Below are 20,247 nucleotides of genomic sequence, written 5' to 3' on the forward strand. Positions count from 1 at the left end.
ACCCGCCCGACGGCAAACAGAAGAGGCACATTGACCATGACCACGGCCCCCGAGACCACGGCCCCCGAAACCGCGAAGCGCCGCTTCTCTCTGAACACGGTTTTCGTCAAGAATGCACTGGTGATCGCCATTGGCGCGGCGCTCTTCGCCGCCTCGCTGGCCTTCCTGTCCTTCCGCTCCTCGAACCAGATTGTCGATGACACGATGGCCCATCAGGCGGAAGAGATGACAGCCTTCACAGCGGAGGTGCTGGTGGGCTCGTTCCAGATGTCCAATGCGAATGGGATCAAGCTGCGAATCGGAGATCTGGTCGAACGGGAAAATTCGGAAACGCTCTACGGGCTTGCGCTGTCCAAGAACGGGTTGAAGCTGATTGCCATGGGGCAGGAGGACAAGACCGACCTGGAGGCCTTGCAGGCCCTGGCGGAACGGGCGCTGGAAACCGGTACGGTTCAAGCCTCTGCCGATGGTCTCTACCGGGCCCATCCCGTCAATCCGCGGGGCACTGACAAGGTGCTCGGCGTGCTGGCCCTGGCCTGGACCGCCGATCATCTGCATCAGCGCGCCCTGGGTCAGCAGATGCAGGCCCTGGCGATCTCGGGTCTGTTGTTCCTGACCGCCCTGGTGGCCATCGTCGTGATCTTCCGTTTCATGGTGTCCCGTCCCCTGGGCCGCCTGGCCGAGGCGATCCAGCGGATCATGGGCGAGGATTACAAGACCCCGGTCCAGGGCACCGCGCGCGGTGACGAGTTTGGCCTGATCGCCCGCACGCTCGAGAAATTCGCGCGCAAGCTGGATGACGGCGCCAAGGCGGCCTTTGAAAACAAGTTCCGCGGCACTGCCTTCGAAGGCTCCTCCGCCTGTATCATGATGGCGGATGCGGATATGGTGATCACCTCGATCAACCCGGCTCTGGAGAAGGTGCTCGATGACCACCTGGCCGAGTTTCGCAAGGTCGCCAGTGACTTCTCGCCGGACAACATTGTCGGTTCGAACATGGATTTCTACCACCCGCCGGCGATGCGTGAACGGGTGCGCACCATGCTGCAGGATCCTGCGAACCTGCCCTATCACGCGGCCATTGCCGTTGGAGAAGGCCGTTTCTCTTTGGATATCAACATGGTGCGGGACGAAGATGGCACCGTAATGGGCTATGTCGTCGAATGGATCGACGAGACCGAGACCTATCTGAATCGCGCGATCCTGAACGCGATCGATGCCAACCAGGTCAAGGCGGAATTCCAGATGACCGGCGAACTCATTACGGCCAATGCGCGGTTCTGTGACATGATGGAACGCGATGAAACGGCGCTGGTCGGCCTCAAGGGCGACGAGGTGTTTCGCTTCAACTCGAAACTGGCGCAGGAACGTGGCGCGGTGTTCGACCAGTTGCGCGAGGGCGAATCCGTCTACGGGCGTTTCGACCTGCCCCGTGCGGATGGAACCATGGCCGTTGTTGATGGCGGCTTCTCGCCCGTGGTCGATGTAAACGGCAAGGCTTTGCGGATTGTGCTTTTGGGCAATGACGTTACGGATGCGCGTCGTGAGATTGAGGCGGCGGAGGCGCAGCGGGCGGAGATGGAGGCGGCGCAGACCCAGGTGGTTGACGCGCTGCGCGTCGGGCTCGGGCAGCTGTCGGATGGTGATCTGACCGCGCGGATCGATGCGGCCTTCAGTGCCGATTACGAACAGCTGCGGCTCGATTTCAACCAGGCGGTCGACAAGCTCCTGGGGGCGATGCGCGGGGTGATCGAGAACGCGGGCCTGATCAATGGTGAGGCGTCGGAGATCTCGAACGCCGCCGACGACCTGTCCCACCGCACCGAAAAACAGGCCGCCACGCTGGAGGAAACCGCCTCGGCGCTGGACGAGCTGACCAGTTCGGTGCGCTCGGCGGCCGATGGTGCGACCCATGCCAACGAGGTGGTGGAAGGGGCGCGCAAGAATGCCGAGGCTTCCGGTGAGGTGGTGCGCGAGGCGGTCGGCGCGATGGGCGAGATCGAAAGCTCGTCCAAGCAGATCTCGAAGATCACCGGCGTGATCGACGACATTGCCTTCCAGACCAACCTCTTGGCGCTGAACGCGGGCGTCGAGGCGGCCCGCGCGGGCGAGGCCGGGCGCGGCTTTGCGGTGGTGGCCTCCGAGGTGCGGGCGCTGGCGCAGCGCAGCTCGGACGCGGCGCGCGAGATCAATGAGCTGATCTCGGCCTCCGGCGGCCATGTGAAACGCGGGGTTGAGCTGGTTGACCAGGCCGGTTCGGCCCTGGCGGGCATCGTCGACAGCGTGACCGAGATCAGCCGCAACGTGTCGGAGATCGCCGTGTCGGCGCGCGAGCAGAGCTCCGGCCTGGCCGAGATCAACGCGGCGGTGAACCAGCTGGACCAGGTGACCCAGCAGAATGCGGCCATGTTCGAGGAAACCACGGCCGCGAGCCATGCGTTGACCCGCGAGGCGGAAACGCTGACCCAGACCATGGCGCGGTTCCGCACCGGCGAAGACATACAGGCCAGCGCCGAAGTGGTTACGCCCGCCGCCTTCACCAGCCGCCGCGACCTGGCCGAGGCCGCCCCGGCGCCCCAACCTCCGGCCCCGGTCCAGGCAATCACCGCCACCGCCGCCGCCGCCGCCGCTTCGGCCCCGGTCGAAGACCAGATCGAAGACGACGCCGACGACGGATGGGACGACTTCTGACGGTGTGAGTTCGAACGCCAGGCAATGAGGCACAGATGCAAGAGACGACACGGGTTCTGATTGTGGATGACAGCGCCAGCATGCGCCGACTGATCCGTTTGGGCATCGAAACCGATCCCCGGATCGAGGTCATCGCCGAAGCCAGCTCAGCCCGCGAAGCTCGCGAAGCGGTTAAGGTGCATGAGCCCGATGTCATGACCCTGGACATCATGATGCCGGAGATGGATGGGCTCGAATTTCTGCGTCGCCTGATGCGGGCGCGCCCAATGCCGGTGCTTATGCTCTCCTCCCTGACCGGAAAGGGCAGTGAAGAAGCGGTGCGCGCCCTGTCTCTTGGTGCGGTGGACTGTCTTGAAAAGCCGCGGTTCGGTTCAGCGGGCAAGCTCTACAAGCAACTTGCCGAGATGCTGGTTGTAGCCGCCAAGGCTCAAGTGCGGGGAGGGCGCCGTCGTCTGCCAACCATGCCGAGCATCCGTAAGGTCCAGGAGTGGCAGGATAAAATGGTCGTCGTCGGCGCGTCGACCGGCGGTGTGGAAGCGCTGGAGGAAATGCTGTCTGCCTTTCCCCGCGATTGCCCTCCGACCTTGATCACGCAGCACATGCCGGCACATTTCCTGGTGAATTTCGCCGCACGATTGAATGGCTGCTGCGCGCCGGAAATCTGCCTCGCGCGCGATGGAGCGCAGCTCCGGCAAGGGCTGGTCATGATCGCTCCGGGGGGGGAAACCCATATGGAACTCTCTGCGGATGGTCGCAGGGTCGAGCTTCGCAAGGGGCCGAAGATGACCGGGCATCGCCCCTCTGTTGATGCATTGTTTCGCTCCGCTGTCGCGCAAGCCCCACGCGTGGTCTCGGTCCTATTGACCGGCATGGGGTCGGATGGCGCACAAGGCATGCTCGCGTTGAAGAAGGCAGGCGCGTTCTGCATCGCGCAAAATGAGGCGAGCTCCGTCGTCTACGGTATGCCGCGCGTTGCCCGTGACCTGGGGGCAGTGGACATATCCTTGCCCTTGTCCGAAATCGCGCCACGGGTCCTCAAGGAAATCGCTCTGAATACGGAGGTTGGCGCATGAATGCCCTGGGCGGCTCCCCCGACCGCATCCAACGCACCTATATCAGCCAGGGCGAGCACGCCATCTGCGCGGGCCCAGACCAGGTGATTGCCACCTTGCTCGGATCCTGCGTTTCGGCTTGCCTGTGGGATCCGATGGCCGGGATCGGCGGGATGAACCATGTGCTGTTCGTTGATGAAAAGGCCAATGCGGCCCAGGTGTTCGGTCATGGTGTCAACGGTATGGAGTTGCTGATCAACGGTCTGCTCCAACAGGGGGCTGATCGTTTCAATCTGAAAGCCAAGGTTTTTGGCGGCGCGCGCATGATAGAAGGCTTGTCCGATGCCGGCCTGCGCAATGGGCAGTTCGTGATCGATTTTCTGACCCGTGAAGGCATCCCTCATGTCGGCGGAGATCTAGGAGGGACCAAGGCGCGGCGGCTGGAATTCTGGCCTGGCACGGGACGCGCACGGATGAAACTCGTGGCCAAACCGGTGCGCGTTGAAAAGCAGAAGGTCGAGCAGACCAACGACATCGAGCTCTTCTAAGCAGGACGCCGCCCGACGGGCTGATGCCTCCTCATGTGGTCCGAATGGAAAGCCGGGATCCGGTGTGCAGTGCCAGGGCTCTGGCGATGATCGTCGCGCGACCTGTTGCCCTCAAACACGGCATAGAGCGAATGGCACGCCTGCTTGCCGCACGCCTGGAACTCTATGCTCTTTCCTTTGGTGCGTGAGCGGCTCATGACGAGACATTTCGGTGTGCCTTTTCCTGGTTTCTGCGCCTCACTCGCGATCATGCGTTTGAATCACGCCATCACACGCTTGCGCCGGGCGTACTGGAAGCGGAGTGCGTTGGTGTTTTCACTTTGGTGCCAATCGGGACGCCCACGCGGCGCCCGGTGATGGCGTTAGAGGATTGAAGGCGTGGTACTCTTGTGGCGCGCAGGGGGGGAATAGAAATCGTGCCGTCTCAAATCACTGGTTCAAAGGCGAGACGAAAATCAGGTCTGAACTGCGTAGGGCATAAAATGCCCTGTGATTACAACCAGGTGATGTCGTTTGGTTCCTCTGGCCCGGTGTCTGGAGACAGCTCATCAATCTCGGCGTTGAACATGCGTTGGCGCAGGGACGGCAGCCGCATGGCCCCCAGTGCCGCAGAGGCGTCGAAGACAAGCTCGGGTCCTTCTCCTGCGGCGGTTTCCAGCAGACAGGCAAGATCCGCAAGGGTCTGCTGCAGCCGATCAATGTCCTGCAGAACATGCATTTCCGTGACCAGGTCCGGATGCGCGCTTTTCTCGAGCAGCCGTGAAATGACCCACTGGAGCTCCGTGCAGGCGCGCACTGAATTGGCCAACTCCTCGGAACTGCGTCCGAGAAGGTGGCCCATGGTCATTTCAGCCGGTTTTGCCCTGTCGTCGCATTGCGGTCGCATGGAACGCCCTCCAGTCACAGGCGCCCGACAATGGCTTCGATCGCTTTGCGAAGCTCATCAGGCTGGAAGGGCTTTTTCAGAAAGTTGTTCATTCCGAGCTGCTTGCCATGCTCGATAATCTCCCGATCCGCCTTACCCGTGATCAAAAGGAACCCGACACCGCGCGTTTGAGGGGCGGACCGTAGGGCATGAAGCAGTTGCAGGCCATTCATCCCCGGCATGTTCATGTCGGAAATGACCAGGTGGACCGGCCAGGCGGCAATCTTTTGCAGCGCGCTGGGGCCGTCAGCCGCGCTTTCCACCTGGCGCACCCCGAAACCGTCGAGCGCTTGAGTGATCAGGCCACGGCTGGTGGACATGTCGTCCACAACGATTGTTCTGAGTTGGTCACGAAGTGCCATGGGGCAGTCCTTTCAGGTGCAGGAGGGCAAAGGGGATGCAGCAGCGGGGTGGTCGCTGCGCTGGTAGGCGGTGACGCCACGGTTGTGAAACAGGTTCAGGCAGGTTTCCGAGACGCGCTCCGAGTGGCCCAGAAACATCCAGGCATCAGGGTGGAGCGCGCCTGCGAAACGGTGCCAGAGCCGTGTCTGAGTATCCGCGTCGAAATAGATCACGACATTGCGGCAGAAAATGACGTCGAACTTGCCACCCATCGGCCATTTGTGCAGCAGGTTGAGTTCGCGAAAGACCACCAGGGATTTCAGTTTCTGCGAAATGACATGATGGCTTGGGTCCTGGGGGCAGGGGGTGAAATACGCCTGACGATGCGCGTCGCCAAGGCCGGACATCATGCGTTCGTGGTAGCGTCCCGCGCGCCCGAAGGCCACGACCTTCGGGTCGATGTCGGTCGCAAGGATGCGAAAATCCGCATTCGCGGGCAAGGGGCCTGCCTCTAGGAAGGACATGGCAAGGGAATAGGGTTCCTGACCGTTCGAGCATCCGGCGGACCAGAAGCGTACGCGGTCGCCTTGGGCCAGACGCTTGCGAAGCTCGGGAAACACTTCCTCCTGAAGGCGGGTGAAGTGGTGATCCTCACGAAAGAAATGCGACACATTCGTAGTCAGCGCCGAGATCATCTCGCGCCGTTCGGCCTGACCTGCGTCGCTTTCGACCAGCGCCGTGTACTCGTCATAGCTGCCGATCCTCAGCGCCCGCAAACGGCGGGCCAGCCGGGTCCGGACCATGGCCGATTTGGACGGCGCAATGGCCAGACCGGCCTCGCGATGTGCCAATGCGGCCAGTCGGTCGAAGGCGGCCTGCTCTAGCGGCGGGCCGGCAATCGCCGATGGTCTGGAGGGGGACAGGTCGTTCACGCGGCTTCCTCGTTTGCAGGCGGCAGGACCGAATTCAGGTCGAGAATACGGATCATGCGCCCGTCCACGATGGTCAGGGCCGAGACGAAATTGCGTTCGTTGTCGGCAGGCATTTCCGGCGGCGGCTGCATGTCCTCTTCGGGGATGGCCAGGATGTCCGAGACCGCATCGACCATGAGGCCGACGGTGCGCTCTTCGACGGCGACGACGATGATCACATTTCGATCACTGTCGACCTCGGTGTTCATGCCCAGGCGTTTGGACAGATCCATGATCGGCAGAACCGTGCCACGCAGGTTGATCACGCCGCGCACGTAGTCCGGTGAATGAGGCAGGGATGTCGCCGTGGCGCCGCCCCGGATCTCGCGCACCGACATGATGTCGACCGAGTAATCTTGCCCGCCGACCAGGAAGGAAAGGAGTTCGGTTTCCGTGCCGTCTTTCTGCTTGTCAATCTGTTTGCCAGCGTCCGTCATCTTGATCATCCTGCTTGCATTTCAATGGAAGGGGTGGTGCGGGTCCGCCCGCTGGCCTGGGTAATCAGGTCGACCGGGTCGAGAATGAGGGCGATCTGACCGTCCCCCAGGATGGTGGCCGCCGCGATGCCAGGCACGCGTCCGTAGCTGTCCTGCAGCCCCTTGATCACAACCTGGCGCTGATCTTCGATCGCATCGACAACCACCGCGGCGCGGCTGCTGTCTTCCTGTGCGATCAAAAGAACCACACCGCCCGCATAGTCATCCAGCGGCTGGCGGTAGCCCAGTTCAGCGCCGAGATCGAGCAGCGGAACGAAACTGTCGCGGATGTTGACGACGTGGGTTTCCGGGCCGAACTCGCGGATCTCCTCCTTGGTCAGGGCCAGGGTTTCGAGGATGGCATTCAGCGGCACGACCAGGGTCTCGCCAGCCACCCGCACGACCATGCCGTCAAGCACGGCGAGGGTCAGCGGCAGGGAGATCGAGAAAGTTGTGCCCTTGCCCTGTTCCGAGGTGATCGAAATGCGCCCGCCAAGGGCCTGGATCGAGCTGCGGACCACGTCCATGCCGACCCCGCGACCGGACAGGTTCGAAACCTCGTCGGCGGTGGAGAAACCGGGCAGGAACAGAAGATTGTCGATCTCGCTGTCGGACAACTGCAGGTCTGGCGCGATCAGGCCTTTCTTCTCGGCAATGGCGCGCACCTTCTCGCGGTTGATCCCGCCGCCATCGTCTGCGACCTCAATTACCACGCGGCCGGAACGGTGCATGGCGGTGAGGAAGACATTGCCTTCGACCGGTTTGCCAGCGGCGATGCGATCTTCAGTGCTTTCCAGCCCGTGGTCGACCGCGTTACGGATCATGTGGGTCAGCGGGTCGGCCAGCCGTTCGATGACGGTCTTGTCGACCTCGGTGTTCTCACCGTCAGTGCGCAGGCGCACGTCCTTGCCGACGTCGGCGGAAGACTCGCGTACAATCCGGGCCATGCGCTGGAACAGCGACTTGACCGGCTGGGCGCGGATCATCATCACGCTTTCCTGGATATCACGGGTGAGCTGCAGGAACTCTTCCAGCCCGGTACGCACCGCGGAGTTGGGCGGCAGGCCTGCCTCCTCGACGCTTTGGGTCAGCATGGCCTGGTTGATCACGATCTCGCCCACCAGGTTGACCAGGCGATCGATGCGGTCGAGGTCGACGCGCACGGTGGCGCGGGGCGGGGCCACGGTGGGGGCCTTGGCTTTCGCCGGTTCCGCCTGTTTCGCCTCGGGAGCCGGTGGAGGCGTCGGCGCAGCCGGGGCTTCGGCCTCGGGTGTGTTTTGCACGGGCTCGGGCGCCGATACGTCCGGCTCCAGCGGTGGCAGTTCGGGCACCTCCGCCAGTGGCGGCAGCTCGGGCATTTCCGCCAGCGGCGGCAGGGCGGCGAAGTCGGGTGCACCGCTCTGTTCGCTGATCTCCAACTCGCACAGCCCGTCAACGAATTCGAAAACCTCGCGAATGGCCGCTTCGCCCTCGCCGGTTTTCAGCGTGATGTCCCATTTCAGGAAGCTCTGTTCGGCATCCAGCGTGTCCAGGCTGGGCAGGTCGGGGGTCTCGCAGGTGACCTCGATCTCGCCCAGGTCACGCAGGGCGCGGAACAGGAACAGGGGTTCGCTGCCGGTACTGTACAGCGCCGCTTCGGGTGTGAAGCGAATGTGCCATCCGGGTTCCCCGGGGTCTTCGTCAAGCGCGGGCATCGCCGCCTCGCCGTCAAGGCCCGGAAGGTCCAGTGACAGGGTCATCGGTTGGAACTCAACCTCTTCCTCGGGCTCGGCGGCCTCGCCATCCTTGCCAAGAAGCGCGTCCAGCTGAGTGATAACCGGTGCAATCCGCGCGCTGTCATGGTCAAGGCCGTCGCGGCTGTCGCGTACCAGGTCACCCAGAATGTCGCCACATTGAAAGAACAGTTTCAGCACATCCGCATCGGCGGCGAGCGTGTGCGAGCGCACTTCGTCGAGCACGGTTTCGAACCGGTGGGCAAACTCCACCAGGTCATCCAGACCGAAGGCCCCGGCGCCCCCCTTGATCGAGTGCACGGCCCGGAACACGACGTTGACCGTCTCGTCGTCCTGGGCCCCGTCATACATTGTCTGCAGGCCATCCTGCAGCGCCTCAAGCAGTTCTTCACATTCGATGAAGAAGGAGGCGCGAATTTCCGCCATAGGATCTGACATCTGTCTTACCCCGCTACCATTCTGACTGCTTTGACCAGTTTTTCCGGGTCAAAGGGTTTCACGATCCAACCGGTCGCGCCGGCCTCACGGGCGCGCATCTTCATCTCTGCGGCGCTTTCGGTGGTCAGGACCAGGATCGGAATGCCGCGATACTCGTCGCGGGTGCGCACGGCGTCGATGAACTGGAACCCATCCATGCGCGGCATGTTAATATCTGTGATGATCGCATCCGGAGGGGTCATGTCGTCGAGCACTTCCAACCCATGTACCCCGTCTTCGGCCACCTCGGTGTCTATGCCTGCGCCAAGAAGCGCCAGTCGGACCATGTCGCGCATGGTGCGGCTGTCGTCGACAGCAAGAACCTGGATACTCATTGATCGTCCTCCCACTCGGTAATCGTTTGCGGCGTGAAACCCAGGAGGCAAAGCTGATCGGCACAATCGTCGGAGGCGTTGATCAGGCTCAGCTGATGGCCGCTTTCGGCCCAGCTGCGTGCGGCGGCACGCAGCACTTGCACCCCCATGGCCCCGAAATGGGACACATGAGCCGCATTCAGCGTCAGGTCCTTGCCCTGGTGGGACAGAATGGAATCCGCCAGTCCGGCGGCCGCCTTGAAATCAAGCCGCGGGTCGAGGGTCAGCGTCGCGTCGCTCATCCAACTCCCCCCCAATTGCCAAAGGTGCCAATCATCACAAATGCCCTTTTTTTCATCCGGTCCACACCGGTGTAGGGCAGGGGAGGTTAAGATAGACCTAAACGGTGCCGCTTTTTTGCAGCAGGGGGGAAAGGTGGTGGGCGCAGCCGATCAAGGCGGCGCAATCGTCGGACACGACAGAGACGGGGAAGCTGTTGGAAAGGTTGGAAAAACGACCCTTGTCGGCGAGCGTTTCGGCAAAGCCCAGACGGGGCAGCCAAGGGGCCACGGCATTGGACATGCCGCCCACCAGAAAGATACCGCCATAGGGCAGGTGCATCAGCGCGAGGTCGCCGGTGACGCGGCCCAGAAGACGCACGAACATGGTGAGAACTTCCAGGGCATGGGCATCCCCGGCCTCGGCCCCGGCCAGCACAGCGGCGCTGTCCATATCGCGCGGATCGCCCTGACGTTTGGCCAGCCAGCTTTGCAACTGGCCCAGGCCGCGGCCCGACAGGACCTCCTCGACCGAGGCGAAACCGTAGCTGCGGTCCAGGTAATCGGCCAGGTCCCGTTCCTCGGCGGTGCGGATGGGCAGGCTGACATGGCCGGCCTCTGCGGGCGGGACGTGGCGCGTGTCCGTGCCGGTATGGACCGGCGCGCAGTTGAAGCCGGTGCCGATGCCGACCACCAGCATGCGTGCGCCGGGGGCGGGCGTGCCGGTGTGGATCGGGATCACCGCCTCGTCGGGCAGGTAGCCCAGGGCATATCCCTGCGCCTGGAGATCGTTCAGCACCGCCACCACCTCGGCCCGGGCGGCGCGCGCCAGGCTGGTCTTGGAGATGGTCCAGTCGAGATTGGTCAGCCGCGCCTCGCCATCCCGCACCGGTCCCGCCACGGCCACGCAGGCGCCGGCGCAGTCTGGCCGGCCCTCGCTCTGCAGATATGCACCCAGAACGCTGTCCAGGCTATCGTGATCGGCGTTGCGGAAGCGGCGGATCGTGTCGGGCAGCAGCTCGGCCCCGCGCGCAAGCGCCACGCGGGTGTTGGTGCCACCGATGTCGGCCAGCAGGTTCAGGGTGTTTGCAGGGGCGTCTGTCATGGTCTCGTTAGCGCTAACTTCAGCCTCTCATAAGACAGTTTCGGCCTGCGGTCCAGCGTTTCGAAATCCACATGTACCAGGCCGAAGCGCTTGTCATAGCCCAGCGCCCATTCGTAATTGTCCAGAAGCGACCAGAGGTAGTAGCCCGCCACCGGCAACCCCTTGGCCAGCGCCGCGCGGACCTGGGCCAGGTGGGCGTCGACATATGCAATGCGGTCCTCGTCCCGGATCCCCGGCGCGGCCATGCCGTTTTCGGTGACATAAAGCGGCAGGTCGGGGGCGTGTTCATGGGCCAGGCGCAGAAAATGGCCCAGCCCGTCCGGATAGATCTCCCAGCCCATGTCGGTCTTTGGCAGTGGGCCGTCCTGATAGGCATAACCGGGCCAGGCGCCGCCCGTGGGGCCGATGACCTTGCGGGTGTAATAGTTCAGCCCGAGCCAATCGAGCGGCTGGCCGATGGTTGCAAAGTCCCGCTCCCATCCGTCTGGCAGATGCGGGGCGAGCCCCTCCAGCGCCGCCTGCGGGTAGGCGCCGCGAAACAGACCACCCAGAAAGAAGCGGTTGTAGATCGCGTCGAAGGTCCGGGCCGCCCTATGCGCCGCCGGGCTGTCATCCACCGGCTGGGCATATTCGAAATTGCACACGGCGCCGAGGTTGCCCATGCCGTGGCTGCGCATGACCTCGATTGCGCGCCCGTGGCACAGAAGCACATGGTGCATCGCACGCGCAGCGGCGCGAATGTCGCGCAGGCCCGGGGCGTGGTGGCCCTCGAAATGGGACAGCCAGGCCACGCACCAGGGTTCGTTGATCGGGGCAGCGGACCAGACGCGATCACCAAGGCGACCGGCCACCACATCCACGTAATCTGCAAACCAGTCGGCCATGGCTCGGTTGCACCATCCGCCCGCGTCCGCCAGCGGGCTGGGCAGCTCCCAGTGATAAAGCGTCAGGGCAGGTTTCACCCCGCGCTCCAACAGCCCGTCCACCAAGCGGTCATAGAAATCGAGCCCCTGCTGGTTTACCGGCCCGCGCCCCTCGGGCATGATACGCGCCCAGCTGGTGGAAAAGCGGTAGACATCGAAATTGCCGCCCGCAACCAGATCCAGATCCTCGTCCATCCGGTGGTAATGGTCGCAGGCCGTGGCGCCGTTCTCCCCCTTGGCAACATTGCCTGGCGTGGCGGCAAAGCTGTCCCAATGGGTCTGGCCCGCACCGCCGACCCCGTGCCCCTCGATCTGATAGGCCGAGGTCGCGACCCCGAACTGAAAGCCCTCGGGGAAGTCCTGCCGCGTGAAGTTCATCCGTCCCGCCCCATGTCTGGGGCAGGGCCGGTGGATTGGCCCAGGGTCAGGTCAGCCTCCAGCAGCACCTGGCGCGGTGCGTCCCCGCCACGAATGATATCCAGCAGCATCGCAGCCGCCCGCCGCCCCGCCTCGCGCACGGAACTGCGTGTGGCGGTATAGACCGGCACATCGGCGCCATTGCGGAAGTAGGACAGCTCGTCGTCATGGGTGATGACGGACACATCGCGCCCCAGTTTCAGCCCCAGCTCGTCAATCGCCCGACGCACCCCGATGGCGGTAATCATCGAACTGACCAAAAAGGCCGTCGGCGCATCGGTGCGGGCCAACAGGGCGCGCGCGGTGTCATGTCCATAGGCTTCGGTCATCTCATCGGAAAAACACATTGTTGGATCTGGGGTTAAGCCGCGTTCTTCATGTGCCTTGGTAAAACCCGCACGACGCCGCATGGCAAAATCCATCGTCTCGTACCCGTTGACCAGGGCAATGCGCCGGTGGCCCAGGTCCAACAGGAAATTCGTCGCCCGTTCGAAGGCATGGAAGTTGTTCACGTCGACCCAGGCGTAATCCTCGACCTCCTCTGACGCGCGGCCATGCACCACGAAGGGCAGGGAGAGCTCGTTCAGCAGGTGGATACGCGGGTCGCCCATCCGGGGCGCGTGCACGATGATCCCGTCCACATTGCCTTTGACCTTGAACTGGCGGTAGGCGTCCGCCTCGCCCTCGTCCGAGACGACGGACAGTAACATCTCATAGCCGTTCTTCGAATAGACCTCTCCGGCGCCGGCGATGAAATCGGCGAAGACCGGGTTCACCATCTCGTGGTTCGAACTGACCGGAATCACATGGCCGATCGCTTGTGCACGCCCCGTGGCCAGGCTGCGGGCCCGTGTGTTGGGGGCATAGCCATGGGCTTGGGCCGCGGCGCGCACGCGTTTGCGAGTCGCCTCGCTGACCTCGGGATAACCGTTCAGCGCCCGGCTGACGGTGGTCTGGCTGAGGCCCAGGATCTCCGAGAGCTGTTTGAGGTTCATTGTGGTCTCTGGTCGATTTCAAAGCGGTTTGGTTGCTTTTGGACGGTAGCGGCGGGACGGGGGGACGTCAAAAGAAAATCTACATAAACATGTTAATTAGTGATGTTATTCATGTTTTTTGCCCCGAGTCCCTGTGAATCATTGACAGACGCTAACAGCTGGGCATTCTGGGGGTATCCAAAGCGCTTTGGGTGATGCCGGTTGGGCATTTCCCAAGGCTGGACTGTTTCATGCGTCAATTCCGACGCGCATCTGGGAGGATACTATGAAACAAGTGCTGATGACAGGTGCGGCGGCTCTGGCGCTCACCGCCGGTGCGGCGTCGGCCGAACAGGTGACCGTGTTCGGGCCCTGGCTGGGGCCGGACCAGGAAAACGTCGAAAAGGTGCTGGCGGGCTTCGCCGCCGCCTCGGGGCACGATGTGCGCTACGTGGGCTCGGACAGTTTCGAACAGCAGATCGTGGTCGATGCGGAGGCTGGGTCCGCCCCCAACATCGCGATCTTCCCGCAGCCGGGCCTGGCCGCCGACATGGCCTCGCGCGGCTTCCTTGCGCCGCTGGCGGATGGTACCGGTGACTGGATCCGCGACAACTATGCGGCCGGGCAGTCCTGGGTCGACCTGGGCACCTATTCGGGGCCCGATGGCGCCGACAACCTTTATGGGTTCTTCTACAAGATCGACGTGAAATCGCTGGTCTGGTACGTGCCGGAAAACTTCGAGGACGCGGGTTACGAGGTCCCCGAGACCATGGAAGAGCTGAAGGCGCTGACCGATCAGATCGTCGCCGACGGCGGCACGCCCTGGTGCATCGGCCTGGGCTCCGGCGGCGCGACCGGCTGGCCCGCGACCGACTGGGTCGAGGACATGATGCTGCGTACCCAGCCACCCGAGGTTTATGACGCTTGGGTTGCCAACGAGCTGAAATTCGACGACCCGAAAGTGGTCGCGGCCATTGAAGAATTCGGCGCCTTTGCCCGCAATGACGCCTATGTCGCCGGTGGTGCGGGGGCCGTGGCCTCGACCGATTTCCGCGACAGCCCCAAGGGCATGTTCGCCGCCCCGCCGCAGTGCTACATGCACCGCCAGGCGAGCTTCATCCCGGCCTTCTTCCCCGAAGGCACCGTGGTGGGCGAGGACGCGGATTTCTTCTACTTCCCGGCCTATGAGGGCAAGGACCTGGGCAAGCCGGTGCTGGGCGCGGGCACGCTCTGGGCCATTACCAACGAAAACCAGGCCGCCCATGACCTGATCGCCTATCTGCAGACCGCCGAGGCGCATGAGGCCTGGATGGCGCTGAAGGGCTTCCTGACTCCGCACAAGGGCGTCGATACCTCCGTCTTCGGTGATCCGACGCTCGAGAAGATGAACGACATCCTGCTCAATGCCACCACCTTCCGCTTCGACGGCTCCGACCTGATGCCCGGCGGCGTCGGCGCGGGCAGCTTCTGGACCGGCATGGTCGATTATGCCGGCGGCAAGGACGCGGGCGAAGTGGCCGGTGAAATCCAGCAGAGCTGGGACGCGCTGAAGTAAGCGCGGGCTGAAAGAACGGACAAGCCCGGGCCGCGTGCCCGGGCTTTTCGAACCACGGGGGAGGAACCATCATGCATCCGGCTTTGCAGGGCCTCATCACCATCGCCTTGGGCGTGGGGGGCTGCTTGGGATACTTCTGGCTGTCGAACCAGATCCTCGACAAGGTGATCTTTCCGCCGCGCGGCAAGGACATCGGTCGCAACATCAACCGCGCCAACCTGGTGCGCCCCTGGCTGTTCCTCTTTCCCGCGTTGGCCGCGCTTGGCCTTTATCTGGCCTATCCGGTGTTCGAAACCCTGCGCCTGTCCTTTACCGACCGGGTGCCCGGCGGGGGGTACGCTTTCGCGGGTGTGGACAATTACACCCAGATGCTGGGCGAACCCAAGTTCTGGGAGGCGCTCAGAAACAACTTCTTCTGGCTCCTGATCGTGCCCGCCGCCTCGACCGGGTTCGGCCTCCTGGCCGCCCAGCTGACCGACCGTATCCGCTGGGGCAATATCGCCAAGTCGCTGATCTTCATGCCCATGGCGATCTCCTTCGTCGGGGCTGCGGTGATCTGGAAGCTGGTCTATGACGCCCGCCCGCTGGGGCAGGAGCAGATCGGCGTGATGAACGCGCTCTACTTGTGGTTCGGTGGCGACGAGCCGGTGACCTGGCTGACCGTGCTGCCCTGGAACAATATCTTCCTCATGGTGGTGCTGATCTGGATCCAGACCGGCTTTGCCATGGTGATCCTGTCGGCTGCCCTGCGAGGCATTCCCGAAGAAACCATCGAGGCCGCCATTGTCGATGGCGCGGGCCCGTTCCAGATCTTCTTCAAGATCAAGCTGCCGCAGATCTCCGGCACCATCGTCGTGGTCTGGACCACCATCACGCTCGTCGTGCTCAAGGTCTTCGACATCGTCTTCGCCATGACCAACGGGCAATGGAAGACACAGGTGCTGGCCAATTACATGTTCGACAAGCTGTTCCGCGCCAATGACTGGGGCGTGGGCTCGGCCGCCGCCATGGTCATCATGCTGCTGGTCACACCGATCCTGGTCTGGAACGTGCGCAATGCGCGCCGGGAAATGAAGTGAGGAGATGAAGTGATGGAGAACATCGCGGGCAAGAAATCCACCCTCACCTGGGTCGTCAATATCTCGGTCGCCGCGCTGGTGCTGGCTTGGCTGTTTCCGACCCTGGGGCTGTTCGTCAGTTCGTTTCGCACCGCCGACCAGATCGCCACAAGCGGTTGGTGGAAGGCGATGTTCCCCAGCGAACAGAGCCTGACCATACGCGCCGCCAAGCCCGACGCCCAGGTGCAACAGGGCGACCTCTACGTGATCGAAGGCGAGTTGTTCGCTGCGGGCGAGGGGGGCGAGATTTCCGCCTGGGGTATTTCCTCGCGCGCTGTGGATGCTTTCGTGCCCGGCGAAGTGGCCGAGCTCAGAAAGGGCGGCACCGTCACCGTGGACGCCGCCGGGCGCTACCGCATGGAACACACCGAGCCATTCGAGGGATCACGCGGGCAGCGCATCTTCGTCACCGCCACCACCGCGCCGGAGTTCACCTTCGACAACTACCGCACCGTGCTCTTTTCCGGCTCCGGCAATGACAAGATGGCAAAGGCCTTCTTCAACACGCTGACCGTGACGATCCCGGCGACCGTGATCCCGATCGTCATTGCCGCCTTCGCCGCCTATGCGCTCGCCTGGATGGACTTCAAGGGCAGGGCGCTTTTGATCGCCATCATCGTCGGCTTGCTGGTTGTGCCCCTGCAATTGGCGCTGATCCCGCTGTTGAAATTCCACAACGGCATCGGCATCGGCAAGGGCTACCTGGGCGTCTGGATGGCGCATACGGGGTTCGGCCTGCCATTGGCAATCTACCTGCTCAGAAATTACATGGTCGGCCTGCCGCGCGACATCATCGAGAACGCCAAGGTCGACGGGGCCACGGATTTCCAGATCTTCACCAAGATCATCCTGCCGCTCAGCTTCCCGGCGCTGGCGTCGTTCGCGATCTTTCAGTTCCTCTGGACCTGGAATGATCTGCTGGTCGCCAAGGTCTTCCTGATCGACGCCACCGGCGAAACCACCGTCATGACCAACCAGATCGTCGAGCTTCTGGGCACCCGGGGCGGCAATTGGGAGATCCTGGCGACCGCCGCCTTCGTCTCCATCGCCGTGCCGCTGCTCGTCTTCTTCTCGATGCAACGCTACCTGGTGCGCGGCCTGCTGGCCGGTTCCGTGAAATAACCCACACGAAAGACAAGAATGAACGCTGAAACGCAGAAGAATGCCATGAACAGCTCCCTCACACATCTGGCCAAGGACCCCGATTGGTGGCGCGGCGCGGTGATCTACCAGATCTATCCGCGCAGCTTCCAGGACAGCAATGGCGACGGGATCGGAGACCTTGCAGGCATTGTCCAGCGCCTGCCGCATATCGCCTCGCTGGGGGTGGACGCGGTGTGGATCTCGCCCTTCTTCACCTCGCCGATGAAGGATTTCGGCTATGACGTGTCGAACTATTGCGACGTGGACCCGATGTTCGGCACCATTGGCGATTTTGACGCGGTGGTCGAGACGGCGCACCGGCTGGGTCTGAAGGTGATGATCGACCTGGTGCTGAGCCATACTTCGGACCAGCATCCCTGGTTCACTGAGGCCCGTGTCAGCCGCGACAATGCGCGGGCGAACTGGTACGTCTGGGCCGACGCGAAACCCGATGGCACCCCGCCCAACAACTGGCTGTCGATCTTCGGCGGCTCCGCCTGGCATTGGGACAGTCGGCGGCGGCAGTATTACCTGCACAACTTCCTGACCTCGCAGCCGGACCTGAACTTCCACGAACCCGCCGTGCAGGACGCGCTGCTGGATGTCGCGCGCTTCTGGCTGGAACGCGGCGTGGACGGGTTCCGCCTGGATACGATCAACTTCTACACCCATGACGCCCAGCTGCGCGACAACCCGGCGCTGGCGCCGGAGGAACGCACCTCCGCCACCGCGCCGGATGTGAACCCTTACGGTTATCAGCGGCATCTTTACGACAAGAACCGCCCGGAAACGCTTGATTTCCTACGAAAACTGCGTGCCCAGATGCAGCCCTGGAATGCCGCTGCCGTGGGCGAAGTCGGCGATGAACAGCGCGGGCTCGAGATCATGGGCGAATACACCGCGGGCGATGACCTGATGCAGATGTGTTATGCCTTCGAGCTTCTGTCGGGCGACCGGCCGGACGCGGGTCGCATTGCCCAGGTCATGGCGAAGGTCGCCGAGGTCGCCGCCGATGGCTGGGCCTGCTGGGCCTATTCGAACCACGACGTGCAGCGCCATGCCTCGCGGTGGGAGCTCGGTGGCGCCTCCGCCCGCGCCTTTACCACGCTGATGATGTGCCTACGCGGCTCGGCCTGTATCTATCAGGGCGAGGAACTGGGCCTGCCCGAGGCACATGTCGCCTTTGACGACCTGCAGGACCCCTATGGCATCGAGTTCTGGCCGGAGTTCAAGGGCCGCGACGGCTGCCGCACGCCGATGGTCTGGGAACAGTCCAACCAGAACGGCGGCTTTACCAGCGCGGACAAGCCCTGGCTGCCGGTCTTCCCGGAACACCTGGCCCACGCCGCCGCGCTGGCCGAGGAAGACCCTGAGGCGCTTGTTCACCACTACCGCCACGCCATCGCCCTGCGCCGCGCGCAACCTGCGCTGGCCAAGGGCACGCTGGAAGACATGGGCGTGGACGGCGACGTGCTGAGCTTTACTCGCGCCCATGGCGGGGACCGCCTGCGCTTTGCCATCAACCTTGGCGACACACCGGCGCAAGTCGCCGACATGGCGGGCGAGGGCATCGACGGGGTGGCACCCGGTGACAACATCACCCTGGGGCCCTGGCAGCATTGCCTGGTTCGGCAGGGATAGGAGGGGACATGGCGGATCTGAAACTCACCGGGGTCGGCAAGACCTATGCGGGCGCGGTCGAGGTGTTGAAACACATCGACCTGGACATCAAGACCGGCGAGCTGATCGTCTTCGTCGGTCCCTCGGGCTGCGGCAAGTCCACGCTTTTGCGCATGATCGCGGGGCTGGAACAGATCACCGACGGTACGCTGGAAATCGGCGGCACGGTGATGAATGACGTGCCCCCCAGCCAGCGCGGTATCGCCATGGTGTTCCAGAGCTATGCGCTCTACCCGCACATGACCGTGCGCGACAACATGAGCTTTGCGCTGAAGATCGCCAAGAAACCCCAGGCCGAGATCGACGCGGCGGTCGACAAGGCCGCGAATATTCTGCAACTGACCGAATACTTGGACCGCCTGCCCAAGGCCCTGTCGGGCGGGCAGCGCCAGCGGGTTGCCATCGGCCGCGCCATCGTGCGCGACCCGCAGGTCTATCTGTTCGATGAACCGCTGTCGAACCTGGATGCCGCCCTGCGTGTGGCGACAAGGATCGAGATCGCGCGACTGAAGGAATCCATGCCCGACAGCACCATGATCTACGTCACCCATGACCAGGTCGAGGCGATGACCCTGGCCGACAAGATCGTCGTGCTGGCCGACAAGGGCATCGCCCAGGTGGGCAGCCCCTTGGAGCTTTATGAACGGCCCGATAACGAATTCGTCGCCCAGTTCATCGGTTCCCCCGCGATGAACCTGCTGCCCGGCAAGATCGTCGAAACCGGCGCCCTGACCAAGGTTGCGCTGGCGAACGGCGGCGTCGCGACCGCCGATGTCGCCACCACCGAGGCGCAGTTGGGGCTGGAGGTCAATGTCGGCGTGCGGCCTGAGGATTTCGAAATCTCCAGCGGCGAGGCTGCGGTCGACGGTATTGTTGATTTCGTCGAGGCTCTGGGCGAGGTCACGCTACTGTATTTCGTAGCGGATGAAGGGCAGGACCCGGTGATCGCCAAGCTGCCAGGGATCCACGCCGATGTCCGCGGAAGGTCCATCCGCCTCTGCACACAACCGTCGAAGGTGCAAATTTTTCACCAGGGTCGCTCGTTGCGAGTGAAATGACGCCACGATGCAGTCCGGGAAACCCGACCCGGGGGCGGAAACCGCTTGAACCCTCCCATATGGGAGGCTAGCTCTACGCTCCGGCCCCGGTTCCGCCCGGCAACGGGGGCCAAGCGATCCGCAACGCAAGCGTAGCCAAAGGGCCGTCATGGACGAGAAGAACAAACCGCTTTCCGGGATGGGAGGCGTGGTAACATTTCCCCTGCGCCCCACCCATCGCGGCGGCGGCCTTGATACCCCGCCGGCGCGCCCGGCGGGCATGTCGACCCACCTGTGGATGCTCGATGTGCTGGGCAATCTCAAATCCTACGCCGATGCGCAGGGGCTGGTTCAGCTCAGCAATGCGCTGTCCGACTGCGGCGATGTGGCCCTGGACGAGCTGCGCGCGCAGGAGTTCGGCCACACCGGCCCGGCCCCTGAAGACGCCTGACCCGTGCCTGACTGCTGCCTTGCGCAGCAGAGGCGGG

At 63.4% G+C, this 20,247-nt stretch carries 19 protein-coding genes; 9 read left to right on the forward strand and 10 right to left on the reverse strand.

From position 1 onward, the window contains the following. The first annotated feature begins 36 nt into the window (after positions 1–36). From ACO07D_RS16460 to ACO07D_RS16470, 3 genes are read left to right on the forward strand one after another with little or no spacing between them, the layout of a single operon-like run. Complete coding sequence (locus ACO07D_RS16460) at positions 37–2,691, forward strand: methyl-accepting chemotaxis protein (RefSeq protein WP_421704017.1); 2,655 nt, start codon at positions 37–39, stop codon at positions 2,689–2,691. A gap of 35 nt (positions 2,692–2,726) precedes the next feature. Then, a complete protein-coding gene (locus ACO07D_RS16465; protein WP_421704018.1) occupies positions 2,727–3,764 on the forward strand; it encodes a protein-glutamate methylesterase/protein-glutamine glutaminase in 1,038 nt (345 codons plus the stop codon). Next, complete coding sequence (locus ACO07D_RS16470) at positions 3,761–4,291, forward strand: chemotaxis protein CheD (protein ID WP_421704019.1); 531 nt, start codon at positions 3,761–3,763, stop codon at positions 4,289–4,291. Before ACO07D_RS16465 ends, ACO07D_RS16470 begins: the two co-directional genes overlap by 4 nt. A 493-nt stretch (positions 4,292–4,784) precedes the next feature. Here ACO07D_RS16470 and ACO07D_RS16475 read toward each other — a convergent pair whose 3' ends face one another. The 10 genes from ACO07D_RS16475 to ACO07D_RS16520 all read right to left on the reverse strand — a co-directional run bounded on the left by ACO07D_RS16475 (position 4,785) and on the right by ACO07D_RS16520 (position 13,247). After that, on the reverse strand, positions 4,785–5,177 hold the full coding sequence (locus tag ACO07D_RS16475; RefSeq protein ID WP_421704020.1) for a hypothetical protein: 393 nt from the start codon (positions 5,175–5,177) through the stop codon (positions 4,785–4,787). A gap of 14 nt (positions 5,178–5,191) precedes the next feature. Beyond that, positions 5,192–5,578, reverse strand: coding sequence for a response regulator (locus tag ACO07D_RS16480; protein WP_421704021.1), 387 nt, complete (start codon positions 5,576–5,578; stop codon positions 5,192–5,194). Between the two features lie 12 nt (positions 5,579–5,590). Next, positions 5,591–6,490, reverse strand: coding sequence for a CheR family methyltransferase (locus ACO07D_RS16485; protein ID WP_421704022.1), 900 nt, complete (start codon positions 6,488–6,490; stop codon positions 5,591–5,593). Further along, a complete protein-coding gene (locus tag ACO07D_RS16490) occupies positions 6,487–6,966 on the reverse strand; it encodes a chemotaxis protein CheW (protein WP_421704023.1) in 480 nt (159 codons plus the stop codon). Before ACO07D_RS16490 ends, ACO07D_RS16485 begins: the two co-directional genes overlap by 4 nt. Positions 6,967–6,971: 5 nt before the next feature. After that, a complete protein-coding gene (locus tag ACO07D_RS16495; RefSeq protein ID WP_421704024.1) occupies positions 6,972–9,176 on the reverse strand; it encodes a chemotaxis protein CheA in 2,205 nt (734 codons plus the stop codon). A 5-nt stretch (positions 9,177–9,181) separates the two neighbouring features. Further along, positions 9,182–9,550, reverse strand: a complete 369-nt coding sequence (locus ACO07D_RS16500) for a response regulator (protein ID WP_421704025.1) — start codon at positions 9,548–9,550, stop codon at positions 9,182–9,184. Continuing rightward, positions 9,547–9,831 (reverse strand): STAS domain-containing protein, encoded by a 285-nt coding sequence (locus tag ACO07D_RS16505; protein ID WP_421704026.1) that lies wholly within the window; start codon positions 9,829–9,831, stop codon positions 9,547–9,549. The genes ACO07D_RS16500 and ACO07D_RS16505 overlap by 4 nt, the downstream gene beginning before the upstream one ends. A 97-nt stretch (positions 9,832–9,928) precedes the next feature. Next, positions 9,929–10,912 (reverse strand): glucokinase, encoded by a 984-nt coding sequence (locus tag ACO07D_RS16510; protein WP_421704027.1) that lies wholly within the window; start codon positions 10,910–10,912, stop codon positions 9,929–9,931. Beyond that, the gene (locus ACO07D_RS16515) at positions 10,909–12,213 is read right to left on the reverse strand and encodes a GH1 family beta-glucosidase (protein ID WP_421704028.1); all 1,305 of its coding nucleotides are present in this window, start codon (positions 12,211–12,213) and stop codon (positions 10,909–10,911) included. The genes ACO07D_RS16510 and ACO07D_RS16515 overlap by 4 nt, the downstream gene beginning before the upstream one ends. Then, positions 12,210–13,247, reverse strand: coding sequence for a LacI family DNA-binding transcriptional regulator (locus tag ACO07D_RS16520; RefSeq protein ID WP_421704029.1), 1,038 nt, complete (start codon positions 13,245–13,247; stop codon positions 12,210–12,212). The genes ACO07D_RS16515 and ACO07D_RS16520 overlap by 4 nt, the downstream gene beginning before the upstream one ends. 265 nt (positions 13,248–13,512) lie before the next feature. On the opposite strand from ACO07D_RS16520, the gene ACO07D_RS16525 reads away from it, so the two are divergent. From ACO07D_RS16525 to ACO07D_RS16550, 6 genes are all read left to right on the forward strand, one after another. Next, the gene (locus tag ACO07D_RS16525; RefSeq protein ID WP_421704030.1) at positions 13,513–14,781 is read left to right on the forward strand and encodes an ABC transporter substrate-binding protein; all 1,269 of its coding nucleotides are present in this window, start codon (positions 13,513–13,515) and stop codon (positions 14,779–14,781) included. Positions 14,782–14,852: 71 nt separating this feature from the next. Continuing rightward, the gene (locus tag ACO07D_RS16530; protein WP_421704031.1) at positions 14,853–15,860 is read left to right on the forward strand and encodes a carbohydrate ABC transporter permease; all 1,008 of its coding nucleotides are present in this window, start codon (positions 14,853–14,855) and stop codon (positions 15,858–15,860) included. A 12-nt stretch (positions 15,861–15,872) separates the two neighbouring features. Next, a complete protein-coding gene (locus ACO07D_RS16535; RefSeq protein WP_421704032.1) occupies positions 15,873–17,021 on the forward strand; it encodes a carbohydrate ABC transporter permease in 1,149 nt (382 codons plus the stop codon). Between the two features lie 18 nt (positions 17,022–17,039). Continuing rightward, the gene (locus ACO07D_RS16540; RefSeq protein WP_421704033.1) at positions 17,040–18,683 is read left to right on the forward strand and encodes an alpha-amylase family glycosyl hydrolase; all 1,644 of its coding nucleotides are present in this window, start codon (positions 17,040–17,042) and stop codon (positions 18,681–18,683) included. Between the two features lie 8 nt (positions 18,684–18,691). Continuing rightward, positions 18,692–19,780 (forward strand): ABC transporter ATP-binding protein, encoded by a 1,089-nt coding sequence (locus tag ACO07D_RS16545; RefSeq protein WP_421704034.1) that lies wholly within the window; start codon positions 18,692–18,694, stop codon positions 19,778–19,780. Positions 19,781–19,967: 187 nt separating this feature from the next. Beyond that, the gene (locus ACO07D_RS16550; RefSeq protein WP_421704035.1) at positions 19,968–20,210 is read left to right on the forward strand and encodes a hypothetical protein; all 243 of its coding nucleotides are present in this window, start codon (positions 19,968–19,970) and stop codon (positions 20,208–20,210) included. The last annotated feature ends 37 nt before the right edge of the window (positions 20,211–20,247 follow it).

This window comes from Aliiroseovarius sp. (genome assembly GCF_965228805.1).
GTDB lineage: Bacteria > Pseudomonadota > Alphaproteobacteria > Rhodobacterales > Rhodobacteraceae > JASBTN01.

Coding starts and splice junctions, on each gene's coding strand:
- ACO07D_RS16460 (WP_421704017.1), top strand. CDS start 37: ATGACCACGGCCCCCGAGACCACGGCCCCCGAAACCGCGAAGCGCCGC.
- ACO07D_RS16465 (WP_421704018.1), top strand. CDS start 2,727: ATGCAAGAGACGACACGGGTTCTGATTGTGGATGACAGCGCCAGCATG.
- ACO07D_RS16470 (WP_421704019.1), top strand. CDS start 3,761: ATGAATGCCCTGGGCGGCTCCCCCGACCGCATCCAACGCACCTATATC.
- ACO07D_RS16475 (WP_421704020.1), bottom strand. CDS start 5,177: ATGCGACCGCAATGCGACGACAGGGCAAAACCGGCTGAAATGACCATG.
- ACO07D_RS16480 (WP_421704021.1), bottom strand. CDS start 5,578: ATGGCACTTCGTGACCAACTCAGAACAATCGTTGTGGACGACATGTCC.
- ACO07D_RS16490 (WP_421704023.1), bottom strand. CDS start 6,966: ATGACGGACGCTGGCAAACAGATTGACAAGCAGAAAGACGGCACGGAA.
- ACO07D_RS16495 (WP_421704024.1), bottom strand. CDS start 9,176: ATGTCAGATCCTATGGCGGAAATTCGCGCCTCCTTCTTCATCGAATGT.
- ACO07D_RS16500 (WP_421704025.1), bottom strand. CDS start 9,550: ATGAGTATCCAGGTTCTTGCTGTCGACGACAGCCGCACCATGCGCGAC.
- ACO07D_RS16505 (WP_421704026.1), bottom strand. CDS start 9,831: ATGAGCGACGCGACGCTGACCCTCGACCCGCGGCTTGATTTCAAGGCG.
- ACO07D_RS16510 (WP_421704027.1), bottom strand. CDS start 10,912: ATGACAGACGCCCCTGCAAACACCCTGAACCTGCTGGCCGACATCGGT.
- ACO07D_RS16515 (WP_421704028.1), bottom strand. CDS start 12,213: ATGAACTTCACGCGGCAGGACTTCCCCGAGGGCTTTCAGTTCGGGGTC.
- ACO07D_RS16520 (WP_421704029.1), bottom strand. CDS start 13,247: ATGAACCTCAAACAGCTCTCGGAGATCCTGGGCCTCAGCCAGACCACC.
- ACO07D_RS16525 (WP_421704030.1), top strand. CDS start 13,513: ATGAAACAAGTGCTGATGACAGGTGCGGCGGCTCTGGCGCTCACCGCC.
- ACO07D_RS16530 (WP_421704031.1), top strand. CDS start 14,853: ATGCATCCGGCTTTGCAGGGCCTCATCACCATCGCCTTGGGCGTGGGG.
- ACO07D_RS16535 (WP_421704032.1), top strand. CDS start 15,873: ATGGAGAACATCGCGGGCAAGAAATCCACCCTCACCTGGGTCGTCAAT.
- ACO07D_RS16540 (WP_421704033.1), top strand. CDS start 17,040: ATGAACGCTGAAACGCAGAAGAATGCCATGAACAGCTCCCTCACACAT.
- ACO07D_RS16545 (WP_421704034.1), top strand. CDS start 18,692: ATGGCGGATCTGAAACTCACCGGGGTCGGCAAGACCTATGCGGGCGCG.